Below are 20,402 nucleotides of genomic sequence, written 5' to 3' on the forward strand. Positions count from 1 at the left end.
GGTTCTCTCAGGCTATGCCCGGCCCGGATCGGCCGCGCCCCGTCGCCGTGCCCAGAACGGGCTTGCCGGCCAACGCCGTTCCTCGTCGTACGCATACGCATGGTTACGCCGGTAGGCGTCCGCGATCCCGTCCAGGAGCGCTGCGTAGTCGGCGAGCACGGTCTCCGTCCGCCGCTCGTCGGCGAGGCACCCGGCCACCGCGCGGCCCGCCCGGGCGCCGGTGTGCAGGGCCGTCAGGATGCCCTGGGAGGACAGCGGGTCGAAGGCGAGGGCGGCGTCTCCGGTCGCCACCCAGCCCGGTCCGGCCGACGGCGTCAGCCGCAGCCCGTGGGCGGGAGCCCAGCGCGGTACGGGAGTCGACCCGGGACCGCCCTCGACCACCCGCCGCCGCACGTGGTCGGTACGGCCGAGCGCCGCCCGGAAGCCCTGCGGGGTGCGCAGCGCCGGGTCGGCCAGGTCGGTGTCGGTCAGGTGGGCCACCAGGCGCCCCGCCGGGACCGGCGTGGTGTACCACCAGCCGTCCGCCGTCGCCTCCACCAGCGTCCGGGCCTCGGGATCACCGCCCGGGAACACCGCGTACGCGGCGACCAGCCGGTCCTGCCGCCGCCGGCGCCCGCTGCGGCGGCCGATGACGCAGCGTCGACCGGTCGCGTCCACCGTCCAGCGGGCGGCCAGCTCCGTCACGCGACCCCGCTCGCGGACGACCAGCCGGCCGTCCGCGGCCCGGTCCAGCACCCGGGCCCGCCGCAGGTCGGCGCCCGCCGCGACGGCCGCCTCCCGCAGGAAGGCGTCGAACCGCAGCCGGTCGAGGTGCCAGCCGGGCCCGTAGGGGTCGAACAGGTGGCTGCGCCCGTGCAGCCGCGCCGAGCCCCAGGCGGCGTACGTCCCGGTGGACGCCGGGTGACCCGACGCCAGGAACCCGTCCAGCAACCGGAGATCCGCCAGCAGCGGCCGGACGGCGGGCGGCAGGAACTCCCCGATCTTGAAGCCGTCCCAGCCGGGCCCGCCGTCGTCCAGCAGCCGCACCCGGTGCCCGGCCCGGGCCAGGACGAGCGCCGCGACGGCGCCCGCCGGGCCGCCGCCGGCCACCACCGCGTCGAACACCGGCGGCGGGGCCGTCACCGGCCGGGCCGCAGCCGCTTGACCTTGTCGATGAACCCGACCGAGACCTCCTCGTCCGGCGCCTCCGCAAGGGTGACCGCGCTCGCCAGGGCGGCCGCGCCGAGCACCGGGTCGGCGCCGGCGTCCACGTGCACGGTGACCAGGTTGCGCCCGGCCGGCGGGGCGGGCTCGCGCGGGAAGCTCACCTCGGACTCCACCAGGACCTCCGCCGGCAGCCGGGGGTCGTCGGTGGGGCCGGGGCGGCGCTCGACCACGCCGAGCCTGCCGAAGTCCCGCACCATCGCGTTGATGTTGGCCAGGTACGGCGCGGGCAGCCAGCGCAGCCAGGCGCGGCGCTTCCCGAACGCGGCCAGGCGCTCCGCGAGCGGCCGCGAGGTGTCGAGCACCACCTCGTAGTCCTCCTCCGCCAGCACGTGGTTGGGCACCCGCGCGGGCCAGAAGGTGGGCAGGTAGGGGTCGTACGGGCCGAGGCCGGAGCCGTACTCGTAGCCGGCCCGGCAGCTGGCGGTGTCGGTCTGCCAGGGCACCGCCATCCACCGGGTCAGGTCGCCCGGTGCCTGGGCGTACAGCGGGCCGTCGAAGGAGAGCGCGAGCTCCGGGGTGAGCGTCGGGCCGTAGGAGGGTGCGGGCTCGCCCTCGGCACGGGGGCGGATCCGGAACGGGGCGCTGTACATCGTGGTGTGCCGCATCGGCCAGGTGAGTTCGCAGCCGGGGTGGAAGGCGTCGGCGAGGCAGAAGGACAGGGCGGCCCGGTCGAGGGTGGCGGGCCGGTCGGCGAACGGGACGTCGTCCAGGGAGGCGGGTGGCGTCGCGTGCGGGTCGTAGTCGTTGACGAAGGCCCCGTCGGCCCAGCGCTGGAGCAGCCGGTACTGCAGCGCGGAGAGCGTCACATGCTGCCGCACGGACTGCGGCGGGACGTTCATCGCGTCGCCGTAGACCGCCGGCCAGGGCGCCGGGGACATGCCGTCGCGGTCGTAGTTGCGGACCGCCAGCCAGGTCTGGCGGCGCAGCTCCCGCTGCACCGGGGAGGGGTCCGCCAGGTCCTCGAGCCGGGCGAGCAGGTCCTCGCGCCCGTCGAAGCCGAACTGGACGGCCAGGCCCCGGTTGACCCACTGCAGGCCGCACAGGGCCCGCAGCACCGGCAGCACGTCCCGGGTGAAGGAGACCTCCGCCGGCTCGGGGAGGCGCCCCTCGGTGACGAAGGCGTCCCGGACCAGGTCGTACATGGTGCGCACCGAGGTGAGCTCGGGCGCGTAGTTGGGCGGGGCGGTGACCACCCAGGCCGGTTCGACGGGGATCGGGCGGCCGTCGATGCTCACCTCGGCGGTGACCGGACCGTCCGAGACGTCGTCGTGCCAGCCGTCGTTGTTGGCGAAGGTGCCGGCGGGCTCGCCGCTCGCGGAGGCGGAGACGCCGTGGCCGCCGAGGAAGACGAGCCGGCCGCTGTCGTCGGTGCGCAGCTCGCCGAGGTAGACGGGTCTGCCCATGAAGGTGCCGGTGTCGAAGGCGTACTCGGGCCGGCCGGAGCGGTTGCGGCCGCGCACCCACCGGGGGCCGGGGTCGATGACCAGGAGGTCCCTGCGCTGGTCGGCCGGGACGGTGGCGTTGCGCAGGTTGCTGGGGTCGGCCTGGGGCGCCTCCGGGATGTCCAGGGCGATCTGGAACTGGTACCAGGCGGCCTTGGAGTTGACGACGTGCACCTTCCACCGCAGGTCGGCGTTGTCGGCGGTCAGTTCGGCGACCGGCTCGCCGGCGGCGTTGTAGCCGTACACCCGGAACCGGACCGCCTGGCGCTTCAGGGCGCCGGTGACGTCCTTGTAGCTGCCGACGGGCAGCGGCGGCGGGTCGTCGACCTCGGGGGCGAGCACGAAGCCGTCCATCGCGCTGTCGCCGACCCGGGCCACGCCGATCGCCGGGTGCACGGCGGCCCGCACGATCCGGGTGTCGCGGGCCGGCGGCGGGGTGAGCTGGGGGCGGGCCGGGCCGGGCTCGGCCGTCGGGACGCCGTTGACGTCGCGGCGCTGCTCGGCCGAGGCCAGGTAGACCGTGCGGCGCACGTCGGAGATGCTGCCGATCGGGCGGTGCTCGGCGAGGCCGTGCCAGGGGTTGAGGGAGAGGTTCTCGCCGTACGCGGCCTGGCCGCGGGCGGTGACGTCCTGCTGCTGGAGGGTCAGCCGGGCCACCTTCACCGGCGCGCTCACGGACTCCTCCCAGCGCACCGTCGCCATGTCCAGCGGCATCGCCGCGTCGTCGGTGCGGAACTGGAGCAGCAGGTCGAAGGCGGCCGGTCCGGCCGCGAGCCGGTGGGCCAGGTCGGCGGCGAGGTAGCCCGGGTCCTCGTCGGGCGGCGTCGCGTCCGGGTCGGCGGGTGCGCAACCGGCGGACACCAGCTTGTACTTGACGAAGCGGTCCGGCCCGAAGGCGTACGGGAGCACGCCCCAGTAGACGGCGGTCAGCGCGCTCGCCTCGAACGTGGCCATCTCGTCGAGGATCCGGGCGGTGACCGGGTGGGCCTCCAGGTACCGGTCGTAACTGCCGTCGACGACACCGGCCTTGGTGAACTCGCACATGTCCTGGGCGGTGTCGACGAAGAAGACGTCGTGGTTCTGCAGCAGCAGGTCCTGGGTGCCGGCCTCCGGGTGCCCCTCCAGCAGCTTGGGGCCGGGCACGTCGAACAGCTTGATGCCGAGCCCGAGGGTGGTCTTCAGATCCGGGCTGCCGGGCACGGTGTCGCTGGAGAACCGCACCCAGGCGTCCAGGCCGCCCGGCCGGGTGCGGGCGGCCTCCAGGAACCCGACGCGCAGCTCCACGGGCAGGTCCTCGGCGACGGTGAGCGTGCCGCGGGCGACGCCGTGCGGCTTGAGGAACACCGGCCGCTTGACCGGATCCTGGCCGCGGGCCATCCGGACGCCCTGGGTCAGGTCCACGAACATCTGCTTCAGGGCGCCGGCCGCGTCCTCGGCGCAGCCCGGCAGGGGCGGTGGCCCGGCGGCGTCGTCGAGGGGTTCGGGGGTCCTGGTCATGCTGCGCTCCCGTCGGTGCGGTGACGGGCCCCGGGGCGGCGGACCGCTGCGGTCGACGCCGGGCTTGGCTTTCCGGGGCCCTGGGCCAGCGTGCCCAGAGCTTCGACGGGCGGCGCGGCGAACTACGCCCGAAACGAGCAGGCACCCGGCCCGGCGCGGGGCCGCTCACTCCAATCGGCCAGCAGCGCTGGCCCGGGGCCGGGCCGCGTGGTCACGGGTGGCCGGGGCCGTTCGGTGAGGGACGCCCCTCACCGAACGGGCGGGACGGAGCCGCGGCGGAGTCGGGGGAGTCGGAGAAGTCGGGGGAGTCGGAGAAGTCGGGGGAGTCGAGGGAGTCGGGTGAGTCGGAGGAGCCGGAGAAGTCGGGGGAACGTTTCGGCCCGGCCGCTCCTCCTGACCCGCCGATGCGGTTCCACCAGAGACCCGCCGAAGGCGAAAGGCGTTTTCCATGGCACCGAACCCGACCAGGGGCGGGCACGCCGCCCCCAGACCCCTCCCGGCCGCGGAGGGGGCGGAGCACCGATGGCTGGAGGTGCGCGGCGCCAGGCTGCACGTGGCCGAGTACGGCACCGGCACGCCGGTCCTGCTGGTGCACGGCTTCCCGCAGCACTGGTTCGCCTGGCACCGGGTCGCCGTCCTGACGGCCGCCGGACACCGGCTGATCTGCCCGGACCTGCGGGGCTTCGGCTGGTCGGAGCAGACCAGGCGCGGCTACGACATCGAAAGCCTGTCGGACGACGTGCTCGCGCTGATGGACGCTCTCGGCCTCGACCGGGTGGGCCTGGTCGGGCACGACTGGGGCGCCCACGTGGGCTTCCGGCTGTGCCTGCGGGCACCGGAGCGGTTCAGCGGCTACCTGGCGCTCAACATGGCCCACCCGTGGGCCCGGCACCGGGCGATCCTGCCGAACCTGTGGCGGCAGTGGTACACCGCCTTCCTCGAGTACCCGGTGATCGGCAAGGCCGTGCTGCGCCGGTGGCCGGCGTTCACCCGCTTCCTGCTGCGCCATCAAGTCGCCGACCCGTCGGTCTGGCAGGCCGACGAAGTGGCCGAGTACACCGCCGCCGCCCGCGAAGGCGCGCACGCCGGGCAGGCCATGTTCTGGCAGTACGTCGTCCGGGACATCCCGGCGCTGCTGCGCGGCGCGTGGCGCGGGCATCGGCTCACCGTGCCGACCGTGCTGCTGGGCGGCGAGCGGGACAACGTGATCCCCCCGTCCATGCTGGCCGGCGGCGAGGGCCATGCGGACGACCTCACCGTGCGCATCGTGCCCGGCACCGGCCACTTCCTGCCCCGGGAGGCCCCCCACGCGGTGGCCGCGGCGATGAAGGAGCTGTTCGCGACGGGCCGCTGAAGCCCTAACGGGCGGCCGCCCGGAGCGCGACCCTGCGGACGAACGCCTGCCCGCGGCGGGCCCCGAGCAGCCGGCCGTAGACCGACTGGACCGGCCGCAGGACGGCGGGACGCGCCGCACCGAGCACCGCGAAGCGCGTGCCGTCGCCCTCCGGGGCGGCGGCCATGCCGCCCACCACGAGGCGCGACTGCATCAGGCACCAGCCGGGAGCCAGCCGCACCTCGAAAGCGCCGCGGACACCCAGCGGCCCCACCGCCCGGGCCCGCTTGCGGTCGGCGTCACCCGGCGGGACGCGGAACTCGCGCAGGAAGGGCACGAGGTGCGGCAGCTCACCCGCCAGGTCCTCGGCGACCGCCCACACCTCCTCGTACGGCAGGTCCAATCGCTCCTCCGCGTACATCGCGGCGTGCAGTCCCGCGGCCATCACCCGCAGCCGCGCCACGCAGTCAACGCTCACCGCTGCCACGCCTTCCGGAACGCCGAACGGGCACGATGCAGACGGGACTTGACAGTACCCGTCGCGATGCCCAGCACCTCGGCGGCACTTCGTTCATCCAGCCCCTCCAGCTCGCGCAGCACGAGCACCGCGCGGTGGTCCACCGGCATCCGCGCCAGCACGTCCCGCACCTCTACGGACAGCTCGCCGTCACCACGGGGGACGAGGCCGCGCAGGCGGGCCACGTCATCCGGGTCGACGGCACGCTCGACGGCCGTGCGCCGCGCCACCCTCACCGCCTCGCGCACGGTGACCGTGCGCGCCCAGCCGTAGAACGCCTGCGGATCACGCAGCCCCCGCACGCCCAGGAAGATCGCCACCAGCGCCTCCTGGACGGCGTCCTCGCTGTCCGACACGGCGATCGGCCGGCACAGCCGGGTCACGTACGGCCTCACCAAGGTCAGCAGTTCGTCCATCGCCAGCACGTCCCCGGTCCGCGCGGCCCGCACCAGCGCGGCCGCGGCGTCCCACGGCGGCTGGTCTTCTCCCCCCGACCCGTCCATCGCCCCGAACCCTACCGTCCTGGCCCCACCGGCCGACCGGCCGCGGCCGGATCCCTTCCGGCCGGAGCTCCGGTCGACCCCGACGACCCGCCGCGACTCCGCCGCGACTCCGCCGAGACCCCGCCGACCCCCGCCGCGGCCCGTCGCCGCGACCGGCGTAATTCCTGTCGAGCACCTGCCAATAAATCCGACGGGCTATCACCCATTGTCACGAAAATGGGCCGACTGCGCGTGAATAATGACCTTCAGCCATCACCGGAAAGATGATCAATGGGGCGGCCGGTGCAATCTCGGGAGCGCGTTGCTCGGCCCGTTGACAGCGGTCTGAGGCCCATGCAAATCTGTCGAGGCGTCAGTCGGGTGAATGATCGGTCGGGTGGCCGGCGCAGCCTGGTCGCTGCTTTTCCGTTCCCCGTCTGCCGTTCACCGCCGTGCGGATGACCGCCGCATTGTGCGGATAAAGAGCTCCCGAGAAATCGGGCGCACCGGCCCTCCCCTGTGGCCGGTGAAGCGCAAGAGAGAAGGAGAACGCCATGAAGAAGATCGCCGTTCGCAAGGCCGGCACCGTCCGGCTGACCTCGGCCGCCGCCTCCGCGTACTGCTGCGGCACCGGCCCCGTCCTGGCCTGACCAGTGCGGTGAGCGCCATCTGAAGTCCGGTGACCCACCGGGCGGTTCGCGGGTGGCGCCGCAGGCCGGCCCGGGGCTCGCTCTCATCGAGCCCCGGGCCGGCCACCAGGATACCCGGCGACCGTGGGGAAGAGATGGACCCGGCTTCTGTGAATCTCGACAAACCGCTCCGAGTTCACCCGTTGACCTATCTCGAAGAGGGCGACGAGGTCACCGTCGGGCGAGCTGACATCAATTCTTTCGGCCTTTTCCCGGTGGATGGCGCAGCATTGCTCAAACACCTTGAAGAAGGCCATTCACCGAACGAGTCGGCGCGCTGGTACGCCGAGCAGTTCGGCGACCAGGTGGACATTCTCGAATTCCTCGAAGTACTGGAGGAATTCGAGCTGCTGGTGAAGGACGGCGAGGAGTCCGCCGAAGTCGCGCCGGTGCGCTGGCAGCGGCTCGGACGCGCGCTTTTCTCCCCCGCCGCCTGGGTGGGCTACGCCCTTCTCACCGGCGCCGGGGCGGTCGCGATGGTCCGGGACCACAGCCTGGTGCCGACCTATCAGCACCTTTTCTTCACGCGTTCCTCGCTCGTTCTGCTCACGCTCGGAATCGTGCTCGGCCAGGTGCCGTGGATTCTGCTGCACGAGGCCTTCCACGCCCTCGCCGGGCGGCGACTCGGGCTGAACTCGACCCTACGAATCGGTCGCCGGTTCTACTACGTGGTTTTCGTGACCTCGCTGGACGGACTCGTCGCGGTGCCGCGCCGAAAGCGGTACCTGCCGATGCTCGCCGGCATGGTGCTGGACGTCCTGGCGGTCGCCGCGCTCACCCTGGCGGCCGCTCCGCTGCGGTCGGCGGGCGGCGCCGGCGGACTGATCGGCAAGCTCCTGCTGTCGATGGCCTTCGGCGTGGTGCTGCGCTTCGCCTGGCAGTTCTACTTCTTCCTGCGCACCGACCTGTACTACCTCGCCACCACCGTGCTGGGCTGCAACGACCTGCAGACCGTCGCCCGCCAGCTGATGGCCAACCGGGTGAACACCCTGCTCGGGCGGCGCGAGAAGCTGGTGGACGAGGCCGAGTGGCACCCGCGCGACGCGGCCGTCGCCCGCTGGTACTCCTGGCTGATGGTCACCGGGTACGCGGTGCTGACCGTCCTGCTGGTCACCGCCGTCGTGCCGGCCGCGATCAGCGTCACCCGGCTCGCCCTGCACAAGCTGGGTGCGGACCTGTCGCCGCTGAACATCCTCGACGTGTGCCTGTTCCTGGTGCTCAACTTCGGCGAGCTGGTGCTGGCCGGGGTCCTGGCGCTCCGTCAGTACCGCCGCCGCGAGCGGCCGACCGCCGCGTAGGGCCGGCCCGAGCCGACCCGCCCGGCCCGACCGCCGCCCTGCCGTACCCGCCGACCGCACCCGCCGGCCCACTCGACGACCCGCCCGACGACCCGCCCGACGACCCGCCCGACGAGCGCGCGGCCCCGGCGCGGCCCCGGCGCCACCCCGCCGGCCCACCCGCCGGCGCCCCCGTCGGCGCACCGAGGAGGAACCCCATGGACGACGCACTTCCCCGCCACCGCTGGATCCTCGGCGGCCTGCGGGCGGACCGGGCCGCACTGGCAGCCGCGCCGGAGCTGCCCGCCGCCCTGCTCCCACCGGTGGACGCCCACCGCAACCTGCGCGGCCCGTTCACCGCCGCCGGCACCCTGGCCCGCGCCCTGGTATCCGACGCGCTGCGCCGGGATCCGGCCACCGTGCGCCGCTACGACATCGAACTCCTCTCGGTGGCACCGGAGCTGAGCACGATCCTGCCCAACTCCCGGGAGACGCTGACCTCGATGGCGATCCCGGCCGAGCGGACCAGGTTCTACGCCCGGCTGCGCACCCGGCGGATCTCGCACGGCCTGGTCGAGTTCCTGCACACCTGCCTGCCGGAGGGCGAACCGCGCACCCTGGTGGTGGAGAACGTCGACCGGGCCGAGCACACCGACCTGGAGTTCCTGGCCGCCCTGGTCCGCCGCACCGACCCGGCCCGGCTCCGGATCGTCCTCTGCTCGGCGGGCGACGCCCTGCCGGACGAGCAACTGCTGGCCGAACTGCGCGCCCACACCGAGCCGGTGACCGCGGTCGCCGCCGATCCGGACCCGGCGCAGCCGGCCGACGCCTGGGCGTACGTCGCCTCCGACTGCACCAGCGACGTCCCCGCCCAGCGGTCCGCCTACGCGGCGCTGGACGCGAGCGCCCGCGCCGCCCTGCACGACCGGCGGGCCGCCGAACTGGCCGCGCTGGACGAGCAGTCGCTGCGCCTGGGCGCGATCCCGTACCACCTGGAACACGGCGGCGATCCGGCCGGCGCGGGCGTCAAGGCGCTGTACGCGGCCCAGGACTACTGCGTCTGCATCGGCTTCTACGAGGCCACCGTCGACTACGGGCGGCGCGGGCTGGCGCTGGTCGACCCCCGCGAGTCGGAGGCGCAGTGGTGGGCCACCGCGCTGGAGCTCGGCCTGGCGCTCTCCATCCTGTCCCGCACCCACGAGGCGATGGCGCTGTACGACGAGGCCCGGCTGGTGTCCACCCGCCCGGCCGTCCACATGGCGGCGGCCTACTCGACGGCCATGCTCTACACCCGGCACAACGAGCCCGAGGAGCGCGACGAGCGGAAGGCCAAGTCCTGGCTCAACTCGGCGATCGCCACGGCCTCGCTGCTGGAGGACCGAAGCGAGCGGGCCTTCCAGAGCGCGTTCTACAAGAACGGCAAGGCGCTGGTCGAGGTCAACCTCGGCGACCTCAACGAGGCCGTCCGGCTGGTGGACGAGTGCGTGGCCAGTCTGGACGAGCTGCTCGCCCCGGACGAGCACCGGCTGCACAGGTCGGTGCTCAAGAACAACCGGGCCCGGGTGTACTCCGCGCTCGGGCGCCTGGACGAGGCGCTCGCCGACTACGCCGTCGTCATCGAACAGGACCCGAACCACGCCGAGCACTACCTGGAACGCGGCAACATCCTGCGCCGCCTCGGCCGCCCGGCGGAGGCCGCCGCCGACTACCGGCGGGCCATCGAGCTCTCGCCGCCCTTCCCGGAGATCTACTACAACCGGGGCGACCTGCTGCTGGGCGAGGGCGACACCGAGGGCGCGCTGGCGGACTTCAGCTACGTCCTGGAGCTGGAGCCGGACTTCGTCGACGCGTACGTCAACCGGGCCGGCATCCACCTGGAGGCGGGCGACCTGGCGGCGGCCGAGCAGGACGCCCGGGCCGGGCTGCGCACCGATCCGGACAACCCCTACCTGCACGCGGTCCTCGGACAGGTGCAGGCCGAACGGGAGGAGTACCGGGCGGCCCGGGAGTCCTTCGACCGGGCGGTGGCGGCCGACCCCGACATGGTCACGGCGCTCTCCGGACGGGCCACCGTCGCCTACCAGACCGGCAACCTGCCCGCCGCGCTCGCCGACCTGACACACGCCGTGGAGCTGGAACCGGACGACCCGGCGCTGCGCTACAACCGGGCCTTCGTCTACCAGGACACCGGCCGCTGGGACGAGGCGCTGGCGGACCTCGGCGCCGCCTCCGCGCTGGCCCCCGAGGACGAGGACATCACCTCGGCGCTGGAGGCCTGCCGCCGGAAGGCGGCCTCGGCGCGATGAGCGCGGCTGACGGCGACGCCCGGCACCGGCCGCTGCGGGAGGTGCTCGGCCGTTACGCCACCGGCGTCGCGGTCGTCACCACCCGGCATCGCGGCCGGCCCGCCGGACTGACCGTCAACTCCTTCACCTCGGTGTCGCTGGACCCGCCGCTGGTGCTCTGGTGCCTGAACCGCTCCTCCGCCGGCCTGGCGGCCTTCACCCTGGGCACGCACTTCGCCGTCCACGTGCTGGCCGCCGACCAGCGCGAGCTGGCGGTCCGGTTCGCGGGGCCCGGCGACCGCTTCGAGCGGCTGCAGCAACTGCCGGGGCCGTACGGGGTGCCGCTGCTGGAAGGGGTCGTCGCCACCCTGGTCTGCCGCCGTGAGCGGGTCATCACGGCCGGGGACCACGTGATCCTCACCGGCACCGTGCTGGACCACCGGTCGGAGCCGGGCCCGCCGCTGCTCTTCCTGGACGGCCGGCTCAGGGCGGCCCCCGCGACCCCGCCGCGGAGCACGGTGAGCGGCGCGGCCCCCGGCGTCTCCTGACAGGGGCCCTGACGTGCGACGTCCGCCCGCCGCCGACGGGATACCGGGCGCCCATGGGCAGGCTTCGGTGCCAGGTGCGGACCTCACCGGACCGTGCCGAGCGGGATTACCACACGGGGGCCCGGAGGCGGTCAGCGACCACGGGCCCGCCGAGGCCGCCTACCGCGAGGCGGTTGCCGTATTCGCGGCCGTCGGCCACGAGGATCAATCGGTGGCACCCGCCGAACGGAGCGAGCGGCCGAGATCGCCCACGAGCAGACGGGGGTGGCGCCGCCACCACCACATGTCGACGGGGTCGAATCCGCTGATCCGGTGGAACTGTGACAAGGAGATGCCGTCGTCGAAGACGGTGGCGGCCCGGAAACGGTCGTCGAGGGCTTTGACCTGCGGGGTCCACAGGACGATCACGCGCTCGGTGAGGATCGGCCACGCCTCGTGCAGCCAGTTCCGGCTGTAGAGGTCGTTGGTGTACTCGTCCACCGGGTCGCGGTAACCGTCCTCGACCTTGCCCACGAGCCAGGACCACTTGTCGACCATCTCTTCGACGGTGAATGCCTTGCGCCAGCCGCGTTGATGCAGGACCTCGCCTGCGGCCTGCTCGTTGGGGGGCTCCATAGGCCGGAGCCTGGCAGACGGAACGGTCGGGTGACCAGGGACTTCCCCTGGTCACCCGACCGGACCGCGCGGTGCCCCCGGGGTTGTCAGGTGCCCGCGATCTGGGCTTCGAGGTCGGCGACGCGGCGGTCCTGGAAGCGGAGGTGGGAGCGGGCGGCCTCGAGGCGTTCGTCGAGGGTGCGGTTGCCGGTGGCGAGTCGACGGACGCGTTGTTCGAGAGAGGTGTTCTCGGCGGTGATCCGCTGGACGGCTTCCTGGATCCGTTCGGCTGCCAAGTCCGGCCGCCCGCGCCGTGCAGCCCCGCCGGCGGCCACCACGAACCGTCCTTTTTACGGGTGGTACTTCTCGGCGATGGTCTGGGCGACGCCCAACGAGGAGTCCAAAGTGACGCGGACGGTGACGGCGCCGGTCTTCGCGGCCGTCTCCAACTGGTCGGGGGTGCACTTCGTGGTGCCGTAGCCCTGGCTGTCCATGGTCACGTGGCTGCCGTCGGGGGAGCAGATCGCGGCCGCGCCGAGGACCTTGGTGGTGCTGTTCACCATGAACGCCTGATCGCCGCCGCCGTTGTCGGGCTTGACCATCAGCTTGCCGGGCGCCAGGTAGCTCAACTTGCCCACGAGCGCCCGTTGGTGGCCCTCGTCGGACCCGCCGCTCCCACCCGAGGTCGAGGAGGGACTTTGACCGCTCGCCACGGGCGCGGTGGCGGCGGGCCGGCCGCTCCCACCCGAGGTCGAGGGGGAACCCTGACCGCTCGCCGCGGGCGCGGTGGCGGCGGGCTGGCCGCCGCCCTGCGCGGAACTCGTGGCGACCGGCACGCTGGTGGCGGAGGCGGTGCCCGCGGAGGTCGCGTCTTCGGGTCCGCACGCCGTCAGCGCCAGCCCCGCGACGACGAGCACCGCAGTCGACAGTCCCCAACGAGCAGTCCTGATACGCATGTTGTTCCTCTTTCACTCTCGACGCTGTCCCACCGGCACGGTGGCGGTGCGAGCGGCCCCACCTCTTCCCGAGGCGGCCCCCCGCTGGCACGGCGATCCTCGCACTGGCCGTGCACACACGTCTGCGCCTGTTACAGGCCCGTGGCGTAACCCCGCACACGTCACAACAATCGACACGAGAGCGTCGCCGCTGAGCCGACCCCCGCGGGCCCGGCAGCCCCAGGGCAGTCTCGCGCGTCGCCCCGGCACGTAGGCTTCCACCTCCACCTCCACCGGCGCCGATCGGGCCGATGGAAACCGTCGTTGCGCCTGGGCCGTCCGAGGCCGGCCGGCCCTACCACCCGTGAGAGCATCGGCTGATGCGCAGACTGACGGTCCTGGGGACATGTGGGGCCTGGCCTGAGGCCGGCCGGAGCGCCAGCGGTTTCCTGCTGGAGTACGACGGGTTCCGACTGGTGCTGGACCTCGGCTACGCGACCTTCCCGCGGTTGCTGGAACACTGCGCCGACGAGCAGGTGGACGCCGTGGTGGTCACCCATGAGCACCCCGACCACTGCGCCGACCTCAGCGCGCTGTGTCGCGCGCGCTACTTCGCGCAGGAGCGGGGCGCCCGCCTGCCGTTGTACTGCCCACCCGGAGTGATCGGACGGGTCCAGGCGATGGAGCCGACCGAGGACCTACTCGACGTCTTCGACGTGCACTCGCTCCCTTCGAGTCACCAGGTGGGACCGTTCCGGCTCGATGCCGTGCTGCTGCCGCATCACGTTCCGCACGCCGGTGTGCGGTTGACCGCTCCGGGCCTGACCCTTGCGTACAGCGGTGATGCCGGACCTGACCCTGCCCTTGCCGGGCTGGCCGCAGAAGCAGATCTGTTCATCGCCGGAGCCACGCTCCAGAGCACATCCGCCGACAGCGGCGACCACCACCTGATGAGCGCCGCGGATGCCGGGGCCTGGGCGGCCCGTGCCAGGGCCAAGCGCCTGCTCTTGACCCACTTCTGGCCCGGCAGCGACCGCACGCGATCGACCGCCGATGCCTGCAGCCGTTTTTCGGGCGAGGTCATCGCCGCCGAGGAAGGCATGACGCTCTCCTTCGAGGGCTCTGACGGGTGAGACGGCGCCGTCGCGGTGGCAAGACGCTGCGGCTCGTCCGCGTGTCGTTGCGGGGGCCTCGACCTGGCGGGCTTGCCGTCCCGAACGGACGGCTGGTCCGCCCACGCAGCGAGCATGAGCGGCCCAGCCACCGGCGCGACGGGTGCGGGCACCTCGTCGCGGCTCGGCGGGCTCCCCGGGCTCCTCAGTCGGTCACCCCGGACAGGTGGTGGGTGAAGTAGGCGGTGAGCCTGTCGACGGCGGGGTCGATGCACGCGGGCTTGTCGTAGAGGTCGACATGGCCGGCGCCCTTGATCCAGTGGATCTCCTTGGGGCCGGTGGCACGCTGGTGGGCCTCGACGGCCATCCACGCGGTGACGGATCGCTCGCCGACGACCTGGAGGACGGGGCGGGGGCCGATCAGCCCGACCGCGAAGAACGGGTCGTAACCGGCGAGCCGGTCGATGCTCTCCCAGGCCAGGAACTTCGCGGACCGCTCGTGCTCCCCGCGTGAGGTGCAGTAGTACTCGAAGCCCTCGACGCCGTGCTCACCGCCCAGGACGCGGGCCTCCTCGGCGGTCCGGGGGAACATCGTCATCACCCCGGGGTCCTCGCCGCGGGCGGCGGCCGTACGGGCCCGGGCGGCCTCGTCCAGCAGGGCCCGGAAGACAGCCGGGTCCTGGCCTCCGTCGGCCCCCAGCCGGAACTGGCGGGAGGGGTCGGCGGTGCTCACGGTGGCCACCGCCCGTACCCGGCGGTCACTGCCGGCGGCGGCCAGCGAGTAGCCGCCGGAGGCACAGATGCCGAGCAGGCCGATCCGCCCGGCATCGACCTCCTCCCGGGTGGCCAGGTACGACACCGCCGCCTTGAAGTCCTCCACCCGCTGCGCCGGATCCTCCAGACCTCGCGGCTGTCCACCGGACTCGCCCTGGTGGGCGGCGTCGAAGGCGAGGGCGACGAATCCCCGCTCGGCCATCAGACGGGCGTACGTGCCGGAGGTCTGCTCCTTGACCCCCGTTCCCGGGTGCCCGACGACCAGGGCCGGGAAGGGCACCGGGGCGGGGGTGCCGGGGATGTCGGGGACGTACAGGTGCGCGGCGATCTCGATACCGGCGCTGTGGAAACGGATGTCGGACCTGGCCATGCGGGTGCTCCCTCATCGATCGGCTGATGGTTCGTCGGCGGGATGCGCCGGAGTTCCGACCGCCACCGCCGGGCCGGCTCCGTCCTGGTGGGGCGTTGGCCAGGGGGCGGCGGCAGGCGCCGCCCCGGGCCGTCGGTCGGAGCCGAGGCCTCGACTGTGACGCGCAGGCACGAACGGACGCTTCAGTCACTTGACCCAAGTCGGCGGATTTCAGTCAGGAACCGACCCGGGTGTGGGGCCGTCCGGACCCGCCGGTGACCAGTAGCCGGCCCTTCGGTGTGGGGCCTGCGCGCGTTCGCCGCCGTCCTCGCACGATTTCCCTCGCTTGCCGGGATGACCGACGCGATCGGCGCCCGCGCTGAGCCGGTGCCGATCCCGTGGGACGGCACTGACGGCCTGTTCGAGGTGTACCGGCGCCGACCGGGGGCGTGTCTGGAGGATCACGTGCGCCGGGCGATGTCGGTGTGGACGAGAGTCGGTCCGGAGGCCGAGCAGCGGGCGGTGCGAAGCCTCCGCGACGACCTCGACTCCGGCCGGTGGGCCGAGCGCAACAGCGACCTCGCCGGCCTCGACCCGGCAGACCTCGGCCTCCGCCTGCTCGCAGCGCGAACCGCGGCGCAGCGTGCGACGCCCCTGTCGGCCGCTGACCTCTCCCGGCGCCCACCGGACGTTCGAGCGCGCCGACGCCTCGCTCGGCGCCGATCGGACGCTCCACGACCTGCGGGGAACCGGTCAGCAGTCGGGCCCTGCCGGTAGAACAGGATGATCAATAGGCTCCTGCACATGAAGCAACTCCGGGAGATGAGCGAGCGCGAGTACTTCGCCGTCATCGGCCAGCGTCCAGGCATGTTCACGGGTAGGACCTCGTTCCACCTGGTGACGGCCTTCCTGGCCGGCTACGAGGGCCACGCCGATCGCCACGGAGGCCCGAGCCCTCTCGCCGGCCTGCACGAATGGCTCGTCGCCCGCCGAGGCCGGGACTGCAACCACGGCTGGCCGGGCCAGATCCTGCACATCGCTCTGCCGCACGGCTGGGACAACTTCTGGGACCTGCCGCCCGAAGACGAGCAGCGGGCCGTCAAGGTCCTCTTCGAGCTCCTCGACGCCTTCCTCGCCGAACGTGAGGCGACAGTGAGCACCCAGGAGCCCGGGTGACCGTTCTGTGCCACCTGCTGCCCCGGACGTACGCACCCCCGCAGACAGCTCCCGGCGCCCCGGTCCGCGCGTGAAGCGGTCCGGGGCCGGGCACGAGGCATCCTTCCCAGGTGCGGCTGGAGGCGGCCCGCGCCTCGAACCGAGGAGGCCGGGCCGGGGCGGCTGGAGTGCCCGCGGTGCACCCTGATCCGAGCATCACCGCGGGCGGCCGCGTTCTCCTCCCGGCGGAGTCCGGGGCTGCCGGCCGGTCGGAGGCGGACGTCGGAGGCCTGATGTGCGGCAGCGCGCGGCCAGGCCGGCGATCGTGGACGGCCGGGATCTCCGCGGTCCGTCGATCGTGGCGATCGTGGGCGTCTGCGGGGCCTACTCGGTGTCGGGTGACGCCTGGCCGTGCCCGTCCTCTGCGGGCAGGGCCCGGATGGCGTGGGCGATGGCGGGGCGGAGTCGGTCGAGGCTGTGGTCCGCGCCCAGGATCATGCGGCGGAGCTGCGGCATGGCCAGGGTCCAGCCGACCAGGCCGAGGGTGAAGAACAGGCGGGTGCGGGGATCGGCGTCGCCGTCCGTGGCCCGGGTGGCGCGGATCTTGTCCTGGTAGTGCCGGGTGCGGGCCTCTTCGCCGGGGACGGGCTGATCGCCGAGTTCGAGGGCCTCCCACATCAGGAGGCGCAGAGCCTCGGGGTGGGCGCGGTGGTAGTCGAAGAGGCGCTCGGCGTAGGCGGGCAGGTCTTCGTCGCCGGGCGGGACGGCCTGGGCGAGGTCGGCCATGAGGCGTTCGAGGACGGCGGCGAAGAGTCTGCGCTTGTCGCCGAAGTAGTCGTAGATCGCCCGCTTGTTGGCCTCGGCCTGTGCAGCGATGCGGTCCACGCGGGCGCCGGCGACGCCGTGGGCGGCGAACTCGGCGGTCGCTGCCGCGAGGATTCGCTCTTTGGTCGCGGTGGAGTCGTATGCCATGGAGCGAGAGTAACGAACCAGTTCGTTTGACGATCCGGCAACCGTCTGCAACGCTCTCTTACAACTTTCGAACCATCCAGTTCGTTCGGTTGGAGTCACGATGTCCCGGATCAATCCGCCCGCGCCCGGCCCGCCCACACCTGGGGGGTCGGGGCGGCGGCTCCCGCTGGTGATGGCGTTGGCGTGCGGCGTCAGCGTGGCAAACGTCTACTTCCCGCAGGCCCTCACCCCGCTCATCGCCGACGGGTTGGGCATCACGCCGTCCGCCGCGGCGAGCGTGGCCACGGTGACCCAGTTCGGCTACGCCGCCGGGATCTTCCTGCTGGTCCCGCTCGGCGACCGGCTCCCGCGCCGCCCGCTCGTCACCGTCCTGCTGGCGGTGACCGCCTGTGCGCTGCTGGCCGCAGGGCTCGCCCCGGCCGCCGCACCCCTGATGGCCGCCGGCGTCGCGGTCGGCCTGGCCACGGTGGTCCCGCAGCTGCTGCTGCCGATGGCCGCGGGCCTGGCCGCCCCGGACCGCCGCGGCTCGGTGATCGGCACCCTCCAGGGCGGCCTGATCGGCGGAATCCTGTTGGCCCGCACCTTCGGCGGCGTGGTGGGCGAACACCTCGGCTGGCGCGCCCCGTACCTGGCCGCTGCCGTGCTCACCGGGCTGCTCGCCCTCGTCCTCGGCCTGGCCCTGCCCACCACTGCGCCCGCCGCCCGCGACCGGTACCCGGCTCTCCTGGCGGACACCGTGCGGATGCTGCGCACCGAGCCGGACCTGCGCCGCTCCGCGCTCCACCAGGCCACCCTCTTCGGCGCCTTCAGCGCCGCCTGGACCGCGCTCGCCCTGCTGCTCACCGGGCCGCACTACCGCATGGACGCCCAGGCGGTCGGCGTGCTGGCACTGATCGGTGCGGCCAGCATGTTCTGCGCCCCGGTCGCCGGACGCTGGGTGGACCGGCACGGCGCGGACCGTGTGAACACCTGGTGCACCGGGAGCGTCCTCGCCGCCGCGGTGGTGCTGACCGCCGGTGTCGCGGGCGGCGCTCCCGGACTGGCGGCCGTCGCCCTGGGACTCCTGCTGCTCGACGTGGCGGTGCAGTGCAGCCAGGTCGCCAACCAGGCCCGCATCTTCGCGTTGCGACCCGAGGCCCGCAGCCGGCTCAACACCGCCTACATGACGTGCTCGTTCCTCGGCGGCAGCGCCGGATCCTGGCTGGGCATCCGCGCCTACGCCCTGCTGGGCTGGACCGGCGTGTGCGCACTCATCGCCCTCGCCGCGGTCCTCGCCCCCACCGCCGCACGGCTCGCCGACGGCCGGCGTCGCCGGGGCGGCCGGGGCCGTCGGGGCCGTCGGGGCCGTCGGGGCCGCGAGGAGTCGCCCTCCGCTGAGCCCGTCCCGTCGCAGACGGGTTCAGCACGGTGAACGGCCGGACGTCAGCGCGGGCACCCCCACTGCTGCCGTGCCCAGCGCTGCTGCCGTGCCCAGCGCTGCTGCCGTGCCCAGCACTGCTGTCGTGCCCAGCGCCGTAGACGCCACGAACCGAGCAACCGACCAGCAATCGACTCGAAGGATCTCCATGACGTTCCCGGCCATGCCGCCCGCCATCCTGCAGTTCTTCAGTGCCTCCCAGGAAGGCGACGTCGACGCCTGGGCGAAGGCGTTCGCCGAGGACGGCGTCTTCCATGACCCCGTCGGCGCCCCGCCGATCACCGGGCGCGCCGCGATCCGCGACTTCATCGCCTCCGTCCTGCCCAACTTCCGGCCCTTCCTCGGACTGACCCCCGTCGAGGCCCACACCATCGGCAACCAGGTCGCCGTCTCCTGGCGGGGGGCCGCCGTCACCCTGGACGGCAGGCCGGTCAACTGGTCCGGCATCAACATCTACGAGCTGGACGGGGCCGGCCTCATCCAGGAAGCCAAGGCGTACTTCAACATCGCCGTCTTCCAAGCCCAGCTCGCCGGCTGACCCTCGCGCGATGCCGACCGGCGCGGGCCGAGGGAGCCTCGGCCCGCTCAGCCCGCGCCGGAAGTCCGTCCAAGGCCGTCGAGCAGGGCGGGCCAGGTGGATCCGCGCGTACCGGGAGAGGATCCCGGGGAGTGTGAGCACGGCGCTCGGCCGATCGATCCCTGCCGACCGGCACGTGGCTGCGGCGCTGTGGTGGTGGGCGGTGGGTGGTGGGTGGTGGGGCGGAACTTGACCCTGACGTTACGTGATATTCCACGATGGGTGCATGGCCGACCACTACAACGCATTCGAGATCAGCCCTGTCCCCGCGCCCGCGCTCGACGCGCAGCCACCTGAGGTCTACCGGGGCATTTACGGCATGCCGATGTTCGTGACTGTGCCGACAGCCGACCTCGCGACATCCGTGGACTTCTGGACCCGGGGGCTCGGCTTCATCGACCTGTTCACGATTCCCGGGCAGCTCACGCACGTCCGGCGGTGGGCGTTCCAGGACGCGCTGCTCGTCCCCGGCGACCGCCCCGCCGAACCCCCTGCGGCGAGCATCAGCTTCGCGTGCGTCCTGAACCAGATAGACGAAATCGCGCAAGCCTGTGCCGAGGTGCTTCCCGGGTGCACGAAAGGGCCGCGGCACACTCCTTGGAACACGGTGGAGCTGGAGGTCGTCACGCCGGAGAACGCCCGTGTGATCATGACCGCTGCCCGACCGCTGGTCCGCGACAGCGCCGAGGCACGGAACCTCGAGGCGGCCGGCTTCGACATCCCCGAGGAGTGAGGAACCCGCCACCGTCAGACCGAACGGACTGACGAACGCGGCCGCAAAGCCCGCGGCCCAACCGCCGGTACGGTGCCTCCCCACCTGTGGGGGAGGCACCGCCCGCACCCTCCGCCCCCGCAACACGTCGCTGCTCACGGAGGGCGTGGCGTTCCGGGTGATCTGCGTCTCGATGTCTCGCTGCAGGCGAGGAGTCGGCGCGGAGGGCCGACGGTGCGGCGACTGCGGCGGTCACCACGCAGGCGGGTGGGCGGCCGGGCAGGCGGACGGCAGAACGCGCGGGCGCGTTCCTGCGGCCGGTCCACCGTGAAAGGGAGGGTCGGATGGGCCCTGGCGCCTTCCTGGGGGCTCTGCCCAACCGAACGAGGGACAGTATGTTTCCGCCCAGTAACCGTCAATCCCTGCGGTGCATTTGATATCCGCCTGAAAAACGAAACGCCGCTGAGCGCAGGGCGCCGCTCGGTCGGGCGAGTTGTGGTTGGCAGCTGTCGGCTTCTGGTGGCTCCTG

At 73.2% G+C, this 20,402-nt stretch carries 18 protein-coding genes and 1 pseudogene; 10 read left to right on the forward strand and 9 right to left on the reverse strand.

What is annotated here, in order from left to right:
* Positions 1 to 12: 12 nt before the first annotated feature.
* Both IF30_RS0120415 and IF30_RS49435 read right to left on the reverse strand, forming a co-directional pair.
* Positions 13 to 1,122: a tryptophan 7-halogenase gene (locus tag IF30_RS0120415; protein WP_030240387.1), complete on the reverse strand. Its 1,110-nt coding sequence runs from the start codon at positions 1,120 to 1,122 to the stop codon at positions 13 to 15.
* Positions 1,119 to 4,145 carry a LodA/GoxA family CTQ-dependent oxidase gene (locus IF30_RS49435; RefSeq protein WP_051710676.1) on the reverse strand — a complete coding sequence of 1,009 codons (3,027 nt, stop codon included), beginning with the start codon at positions 4,143 to 4,145 and terminating at the stop codon, positions 1,119 to 1,121. Before IF30_RS49435 ends, IF30_RS0120415 begins: the two co-directional genes overlap by 4 nt.
* Before the next feature lie 448 nt (positions 4,146 to 4,593).
* On the opposite strand from IF30_RS49435, the gene IF30_RS0120425 reads away from it, so the two are divergent.
* Positions 4,594 to 5,499, forward strand: a complete 906-nt coding sequence (locus tag IF30_RS0120425; RefSeq protein ID WP_030240392.1) for an alpha/beta fold hydrolase — start codon at positions 4,594 to 4,596, stop codon at positions 5,497 to 5,499.
* Positions 5,500 to 5,503: 4 nt separating this feature from the next.
* Here IF30_RS0120425 and IF30_RS0120430 read toward each other — a convergent pair whose 3' ends face one another.
* Together IF30_RS0120430 and IF30_RS0120435 are read right to left on the reverse strand one after the other, a co-directional pair.
* Positions 5,504 to 5,956 carry a hypothetical protein gene (locus tag IF30_RS0120430; protein WP_158835289.1) on the reverse strand — a complete coding sequence of 151 codons (453 nt, stop codon included), beginning with the start codon at positions 5,954 to 5,956 and terminating at the stop codon, positions 5,504 to 5,506.
* Positions 5,953 to 6,498 carry an RNA polymerase sigma factor gene (locus IF30_RS0120435; protein ID WP_037900623.1) on the reverse strand — a complete coding sequence of 182 codons (546 nt, stop codon included), beginning with the start codon at positions 6,496 to 6,498 and terminating at the stop codon, positions 5,953 to 5,955. Before IF30_RS0120435 ends, IF30_RS0120430 begins: the two co-directional genes overlap by 4 nt.
* A gap of 898 nt (positions 6,499 to 7,396) precedes the next feature.
* Between IF30_RS0120435 and IF30_RS0120445 the strand changes: the two genes are divergently transcribed.
* From IF30_RS0120445 to IF30_RS0120455, 3 genes are all read left to right on the forward strand, one after another.
* On the forward strand, positions 7,397 to 8,464 hold the full coding sequence (locus tag IF30_RS0120445; protein WP_051710682.1) for a hypothetical protein: 1,068 nt from the start codon (positions 7,397 to 7,399) through the stop codon (positions 8,462 to 8,464).
* Between the two features lie 197 nt (positions 8,465 to 8,661).
* Positions 8,662 to 10,749: a tetratricopeptide repeat protein gene (locus tag IF30_RS0120450; RefSeq protein WP_037900628.1), complete on the forward strand. Its 2,088-nt coding sequence runs from the start codon at positions 8,662 to 8,664 to the stop codon at positions 10,747 to 10,749.
* Complete coding sequence (locus IF30_RS0120455; protein ID WP_051710685.1) at positions 10,746 to 11,276, forward strand: flavin reductase family protein; 531 nt, start codon at positions 10,746 to 10,748, stop codon at positions 11,274 to 11,276. The genes IF30_RS0120450 and IF30_RS0120455 overlap by 4 nt, the downstream gene beginning before the upstream one ends.
* A 204-nt stretch (positions 11,277 to 11,480) precedes the next feature.
* On the opposite strand, the gene IF30_RS0120460 is transcribed toward IF30_RS0120455, so the two are convergent.
* The 3 genes from IF30_RS0120460 to IF30_RS0120470 all read right to left on the reverse strand — a co-directional run bounded on the left by IF30_RS0120460 (position 11,481) and on the right by IF30_RS0120470 (position 12,826).
* Positions 11,481 to 11,891, reverse strand: a complete 411-nt coding sequence (locus IF30_RS0120460; protein WP_030240406.1) for a hypothetical protein — start codon at positions 11,889 to 11,891, stop codon at positions 11,481 to 11,483.
* Positions 11,892 to 11,977: 86 nt separating this feature from the next.
* Positions 11,978 to 12,166: a hypothetical protein gene (locus IF30_RS0120465; RefSeq protein WP_234322781.1), complete on the reverse strand. Its 189-nt coding sequence runs from the start codon at positions 12,164 to 12,166 to the stop codon at positions 11,978 to 11,980.
* 54 nt (positions 12,167 to 12,220) lie between these two features.
* Positions 12,221 to 12,826: a hypothetical protein gene (locus IF30_RS0120470; protein ID WP_030240412.1), complete on the reverse strand. Its 606-nt coding sequence runs from the start codon at positions 12,824 to 12,826 to the stop codon at positions 12,221 to 12,223.
* A gap of 359 nt (positions 12,827 to 13,185) precedes the next feature.
* Here IF30_RS0120470 and IF30_RS0120475 point away from each other — a divergent pair, with 359 nt between their 5' ends.
* On the forward strand, positions 13,186 to 13,938 hold the full coding sequence (locus tag IF30_RS0120475; RefSeq protein ID WP_030240415.1) for an MBL fold metallo-hydrolase: 753 nt from the start codon (positions 13,186 to 13,188) through the stop codon (positions 13,936 to 13,938).
* A gap of 184 nt (positions 13,939 to 14,122) precedes the next feature.
* Here the strand turns inward: IF30_RS0120475 and IF30_RS0120480 are convergent, their stop codons facing one another.
* Positions 14,123 to 15,061, reverse strand: a complete 939-nt coding sequence (locus tag IF30_RS0120480) for an alpha/beta hydrolase (protein ID WP_030240417.1) — start codon at positions 15,059 to 15,061, stop codon at positions 14,123 to 14,125.
* Positions 15,062 to 15,346: 285 nt separating this feature from the next.
* On the opposite strand from IF30_RS0120480, the pseudogene IF30_RS49440 reads away from it, so the two are divergent.
* Together IF30_RS49440 and IF30_RS0120485 are read left to right on the forward strand one after the other, a co-directional pair.
* Positions 15,347 to 15,667, forward strand: a pseudogene (locus IF30_RS49440) (SAM-dependent methyltransferase); the annotation flags it as partial.
* A gap of 177 nt (positions 15,668 to 15,844) precedes the next feature.
* Entirely contained in the window at positions 15,845 to 16,216 is a 372-nt protein-coding gene (locus tag IF30_RS0120485) for a hypothetical protein (RefSeq protein WP_030240421.1), read from the forward strand.
* A gap of 363 nt (positions 16,217 to 16,579) precedes the next feature.
* Here the strand turns inward: IF30_RS0120485 and IF30_RS0120490 are convergent, their stop codons facing one another.
* A complete protein-coding gene (locus IF30_RS0120490) occupies positions 16,580 to 17,167 on the reverse strand; it encodes a TetR family transcriptional regulator (protein WP_030240424.1) in 588 nt (195 codons plus the stop codon).
* Between the two features lie 100 nt (positions 17,168 to 17,267).
* Between IF30_RS0120490 and IF30_RS0120495 the strand changes: the two genes are divergently transcribed.
* From IF30_RS0120495 to IF30_RS0120505, 3 genes are all read left to right on the forward strand, one after another.
* Entirely contained in the window at positions 17,268 to 18,578 is a 1,311-nt protein-coding gene (locus tag IF30_RS0120495; protein WP_051710688.1) for an MFS transporter, read from the forward strand.
* Positions 18,579 to 18,732: 154 nt separating this feature from the next.
* Positions 18,733 to 19,122 carry a nuclear transport factor 2 family protein gene (locus IF30_RS41715; protein WP_037900632.1) on the forward strand — a complete coding sequence of 130 codons (390 nt, stop codon included), beginning with the start codon at positions 18,733 to 18,735 and terminating at the stop codon, positions 19,120 to 19,122.
* A 265-nt stretch (positions 19,123 to 19,387) separates the two neighbouring features.
* Positions 19,388 to 19,894, forward strand: coding sequence for a VOC family protein (locus tag IF30_RS0120505; protein WP_030240431.1), 507 nt, complete (start codon positions 19,388 to 19,390; stop codon positions 19,892 to 19,894).
* Positions 19,895 to 20,402 lie beyond the last annotated feature (508 nt).

The sequence above is a fragment of the Streptomyces sp. NRRL S-350 genome, from assembly GCF_000719705.1.
GTDB lineage: Bacteria > Actinomycetota > Actinomycetes > Streptomycetales > Streptomycetaceae > Kitasatospora.

Coding starts and splice junctions, on each gene's coding strand:
- IF30_RS0120505 (WP_030240431.1), top strand. CDS start 19,388: ATGGCCGACCACTACAACGCATTCGAGATCAGCCCTGTCCCCGCGCCC.
- IF30_RS0120460 (WP_030240406.1), bottom strand. CDS start 11,891: ATGGAGCCCCCCAACGAGCAGGCCGCAGGCGAGGTCCTGCATCAACGC.
- IF30_RS0120425 (WP_030240392.1), top strand. CDS start 4,594: ATGGCACCGAACCCGACCAGGGGCGGGCACGCCGCCCCCAGACCCCTC.
- IF30_RS0120455 (WP_051710685.1), top strand. CDS start 10,746: ATGAGCGCGGCTGACGGCGACGCCCGGCACCGGCCGCTGCGGGAGGTG.
- IF30_RS49435 (WP_051710676.1), bottom strand. CDS start 4,145: ATGACCAGGACCCCCGAACCCCTCGACGACGCCGCCGGGCCACCGCCC.
- IF30_RS0120480 (WP_030240417.1), bottom strand. CDS start 15,061: ATGGCCAGGTCCGACATCCGTTTCCACAGCGCCGGTATCGAGATCGCC.
- IF30_RS0120485 (WP_030240421.1), top strand. CDS start 15,845: ATGAAGCAACTCCGGGAGATGAGCGAGCGCGAGTACTTCGCCGTCATC.
- IF30_RS0120495 (WP_051710688.1), top strand. CDS start 17,268: ATGTCCCGGATCAATCCGCCCGCGCCCGGCCCGCCCACACCTGGGGGG.
- IF30_RS0120435 (WP_037900623.1), bottom strand. CDS start 6,498: ATGGACGGGTCGGGGGGAGAAGACCAGCCGCCGTGGGACGCCGCGGCC.
- IF30_RS0120475 (WP_030240415.1), top strand. CDS start 13,186: ATGCGCAGACTGACGGTCCTGGGGACATGTGGGGCCTGGCCTGAGGCC.
- IF30_RS0120470 (WP_030240412.1), bottom strand. CDS start 12,826: ATGCGTATCAGGACTGCTCGTTGGGGACTGTCGACTGCGGTGCTCGTC.
- IF30_RS0120450 (WP_037900628.1), top strand. CDS start 8,662: ATGGACGACGCACTTCCCCGCCACCGCTGGATCCTCGGCGGCCTGCGG.
- IF30_RS0120490 (WP_030240424.1), bottom strand. CDS start 17,167: ATGGCATACGACTCCACCGCGACCAAAGAGCGAATCCTCGCGGCAGCG.
- IF30_RS41715 (WP_037900632.1), top strand. CDS start 18,733: ATGACGTTCCCGGCCATGCCGCCCGCCATCCTGCAGTTCTTCAGTGCC.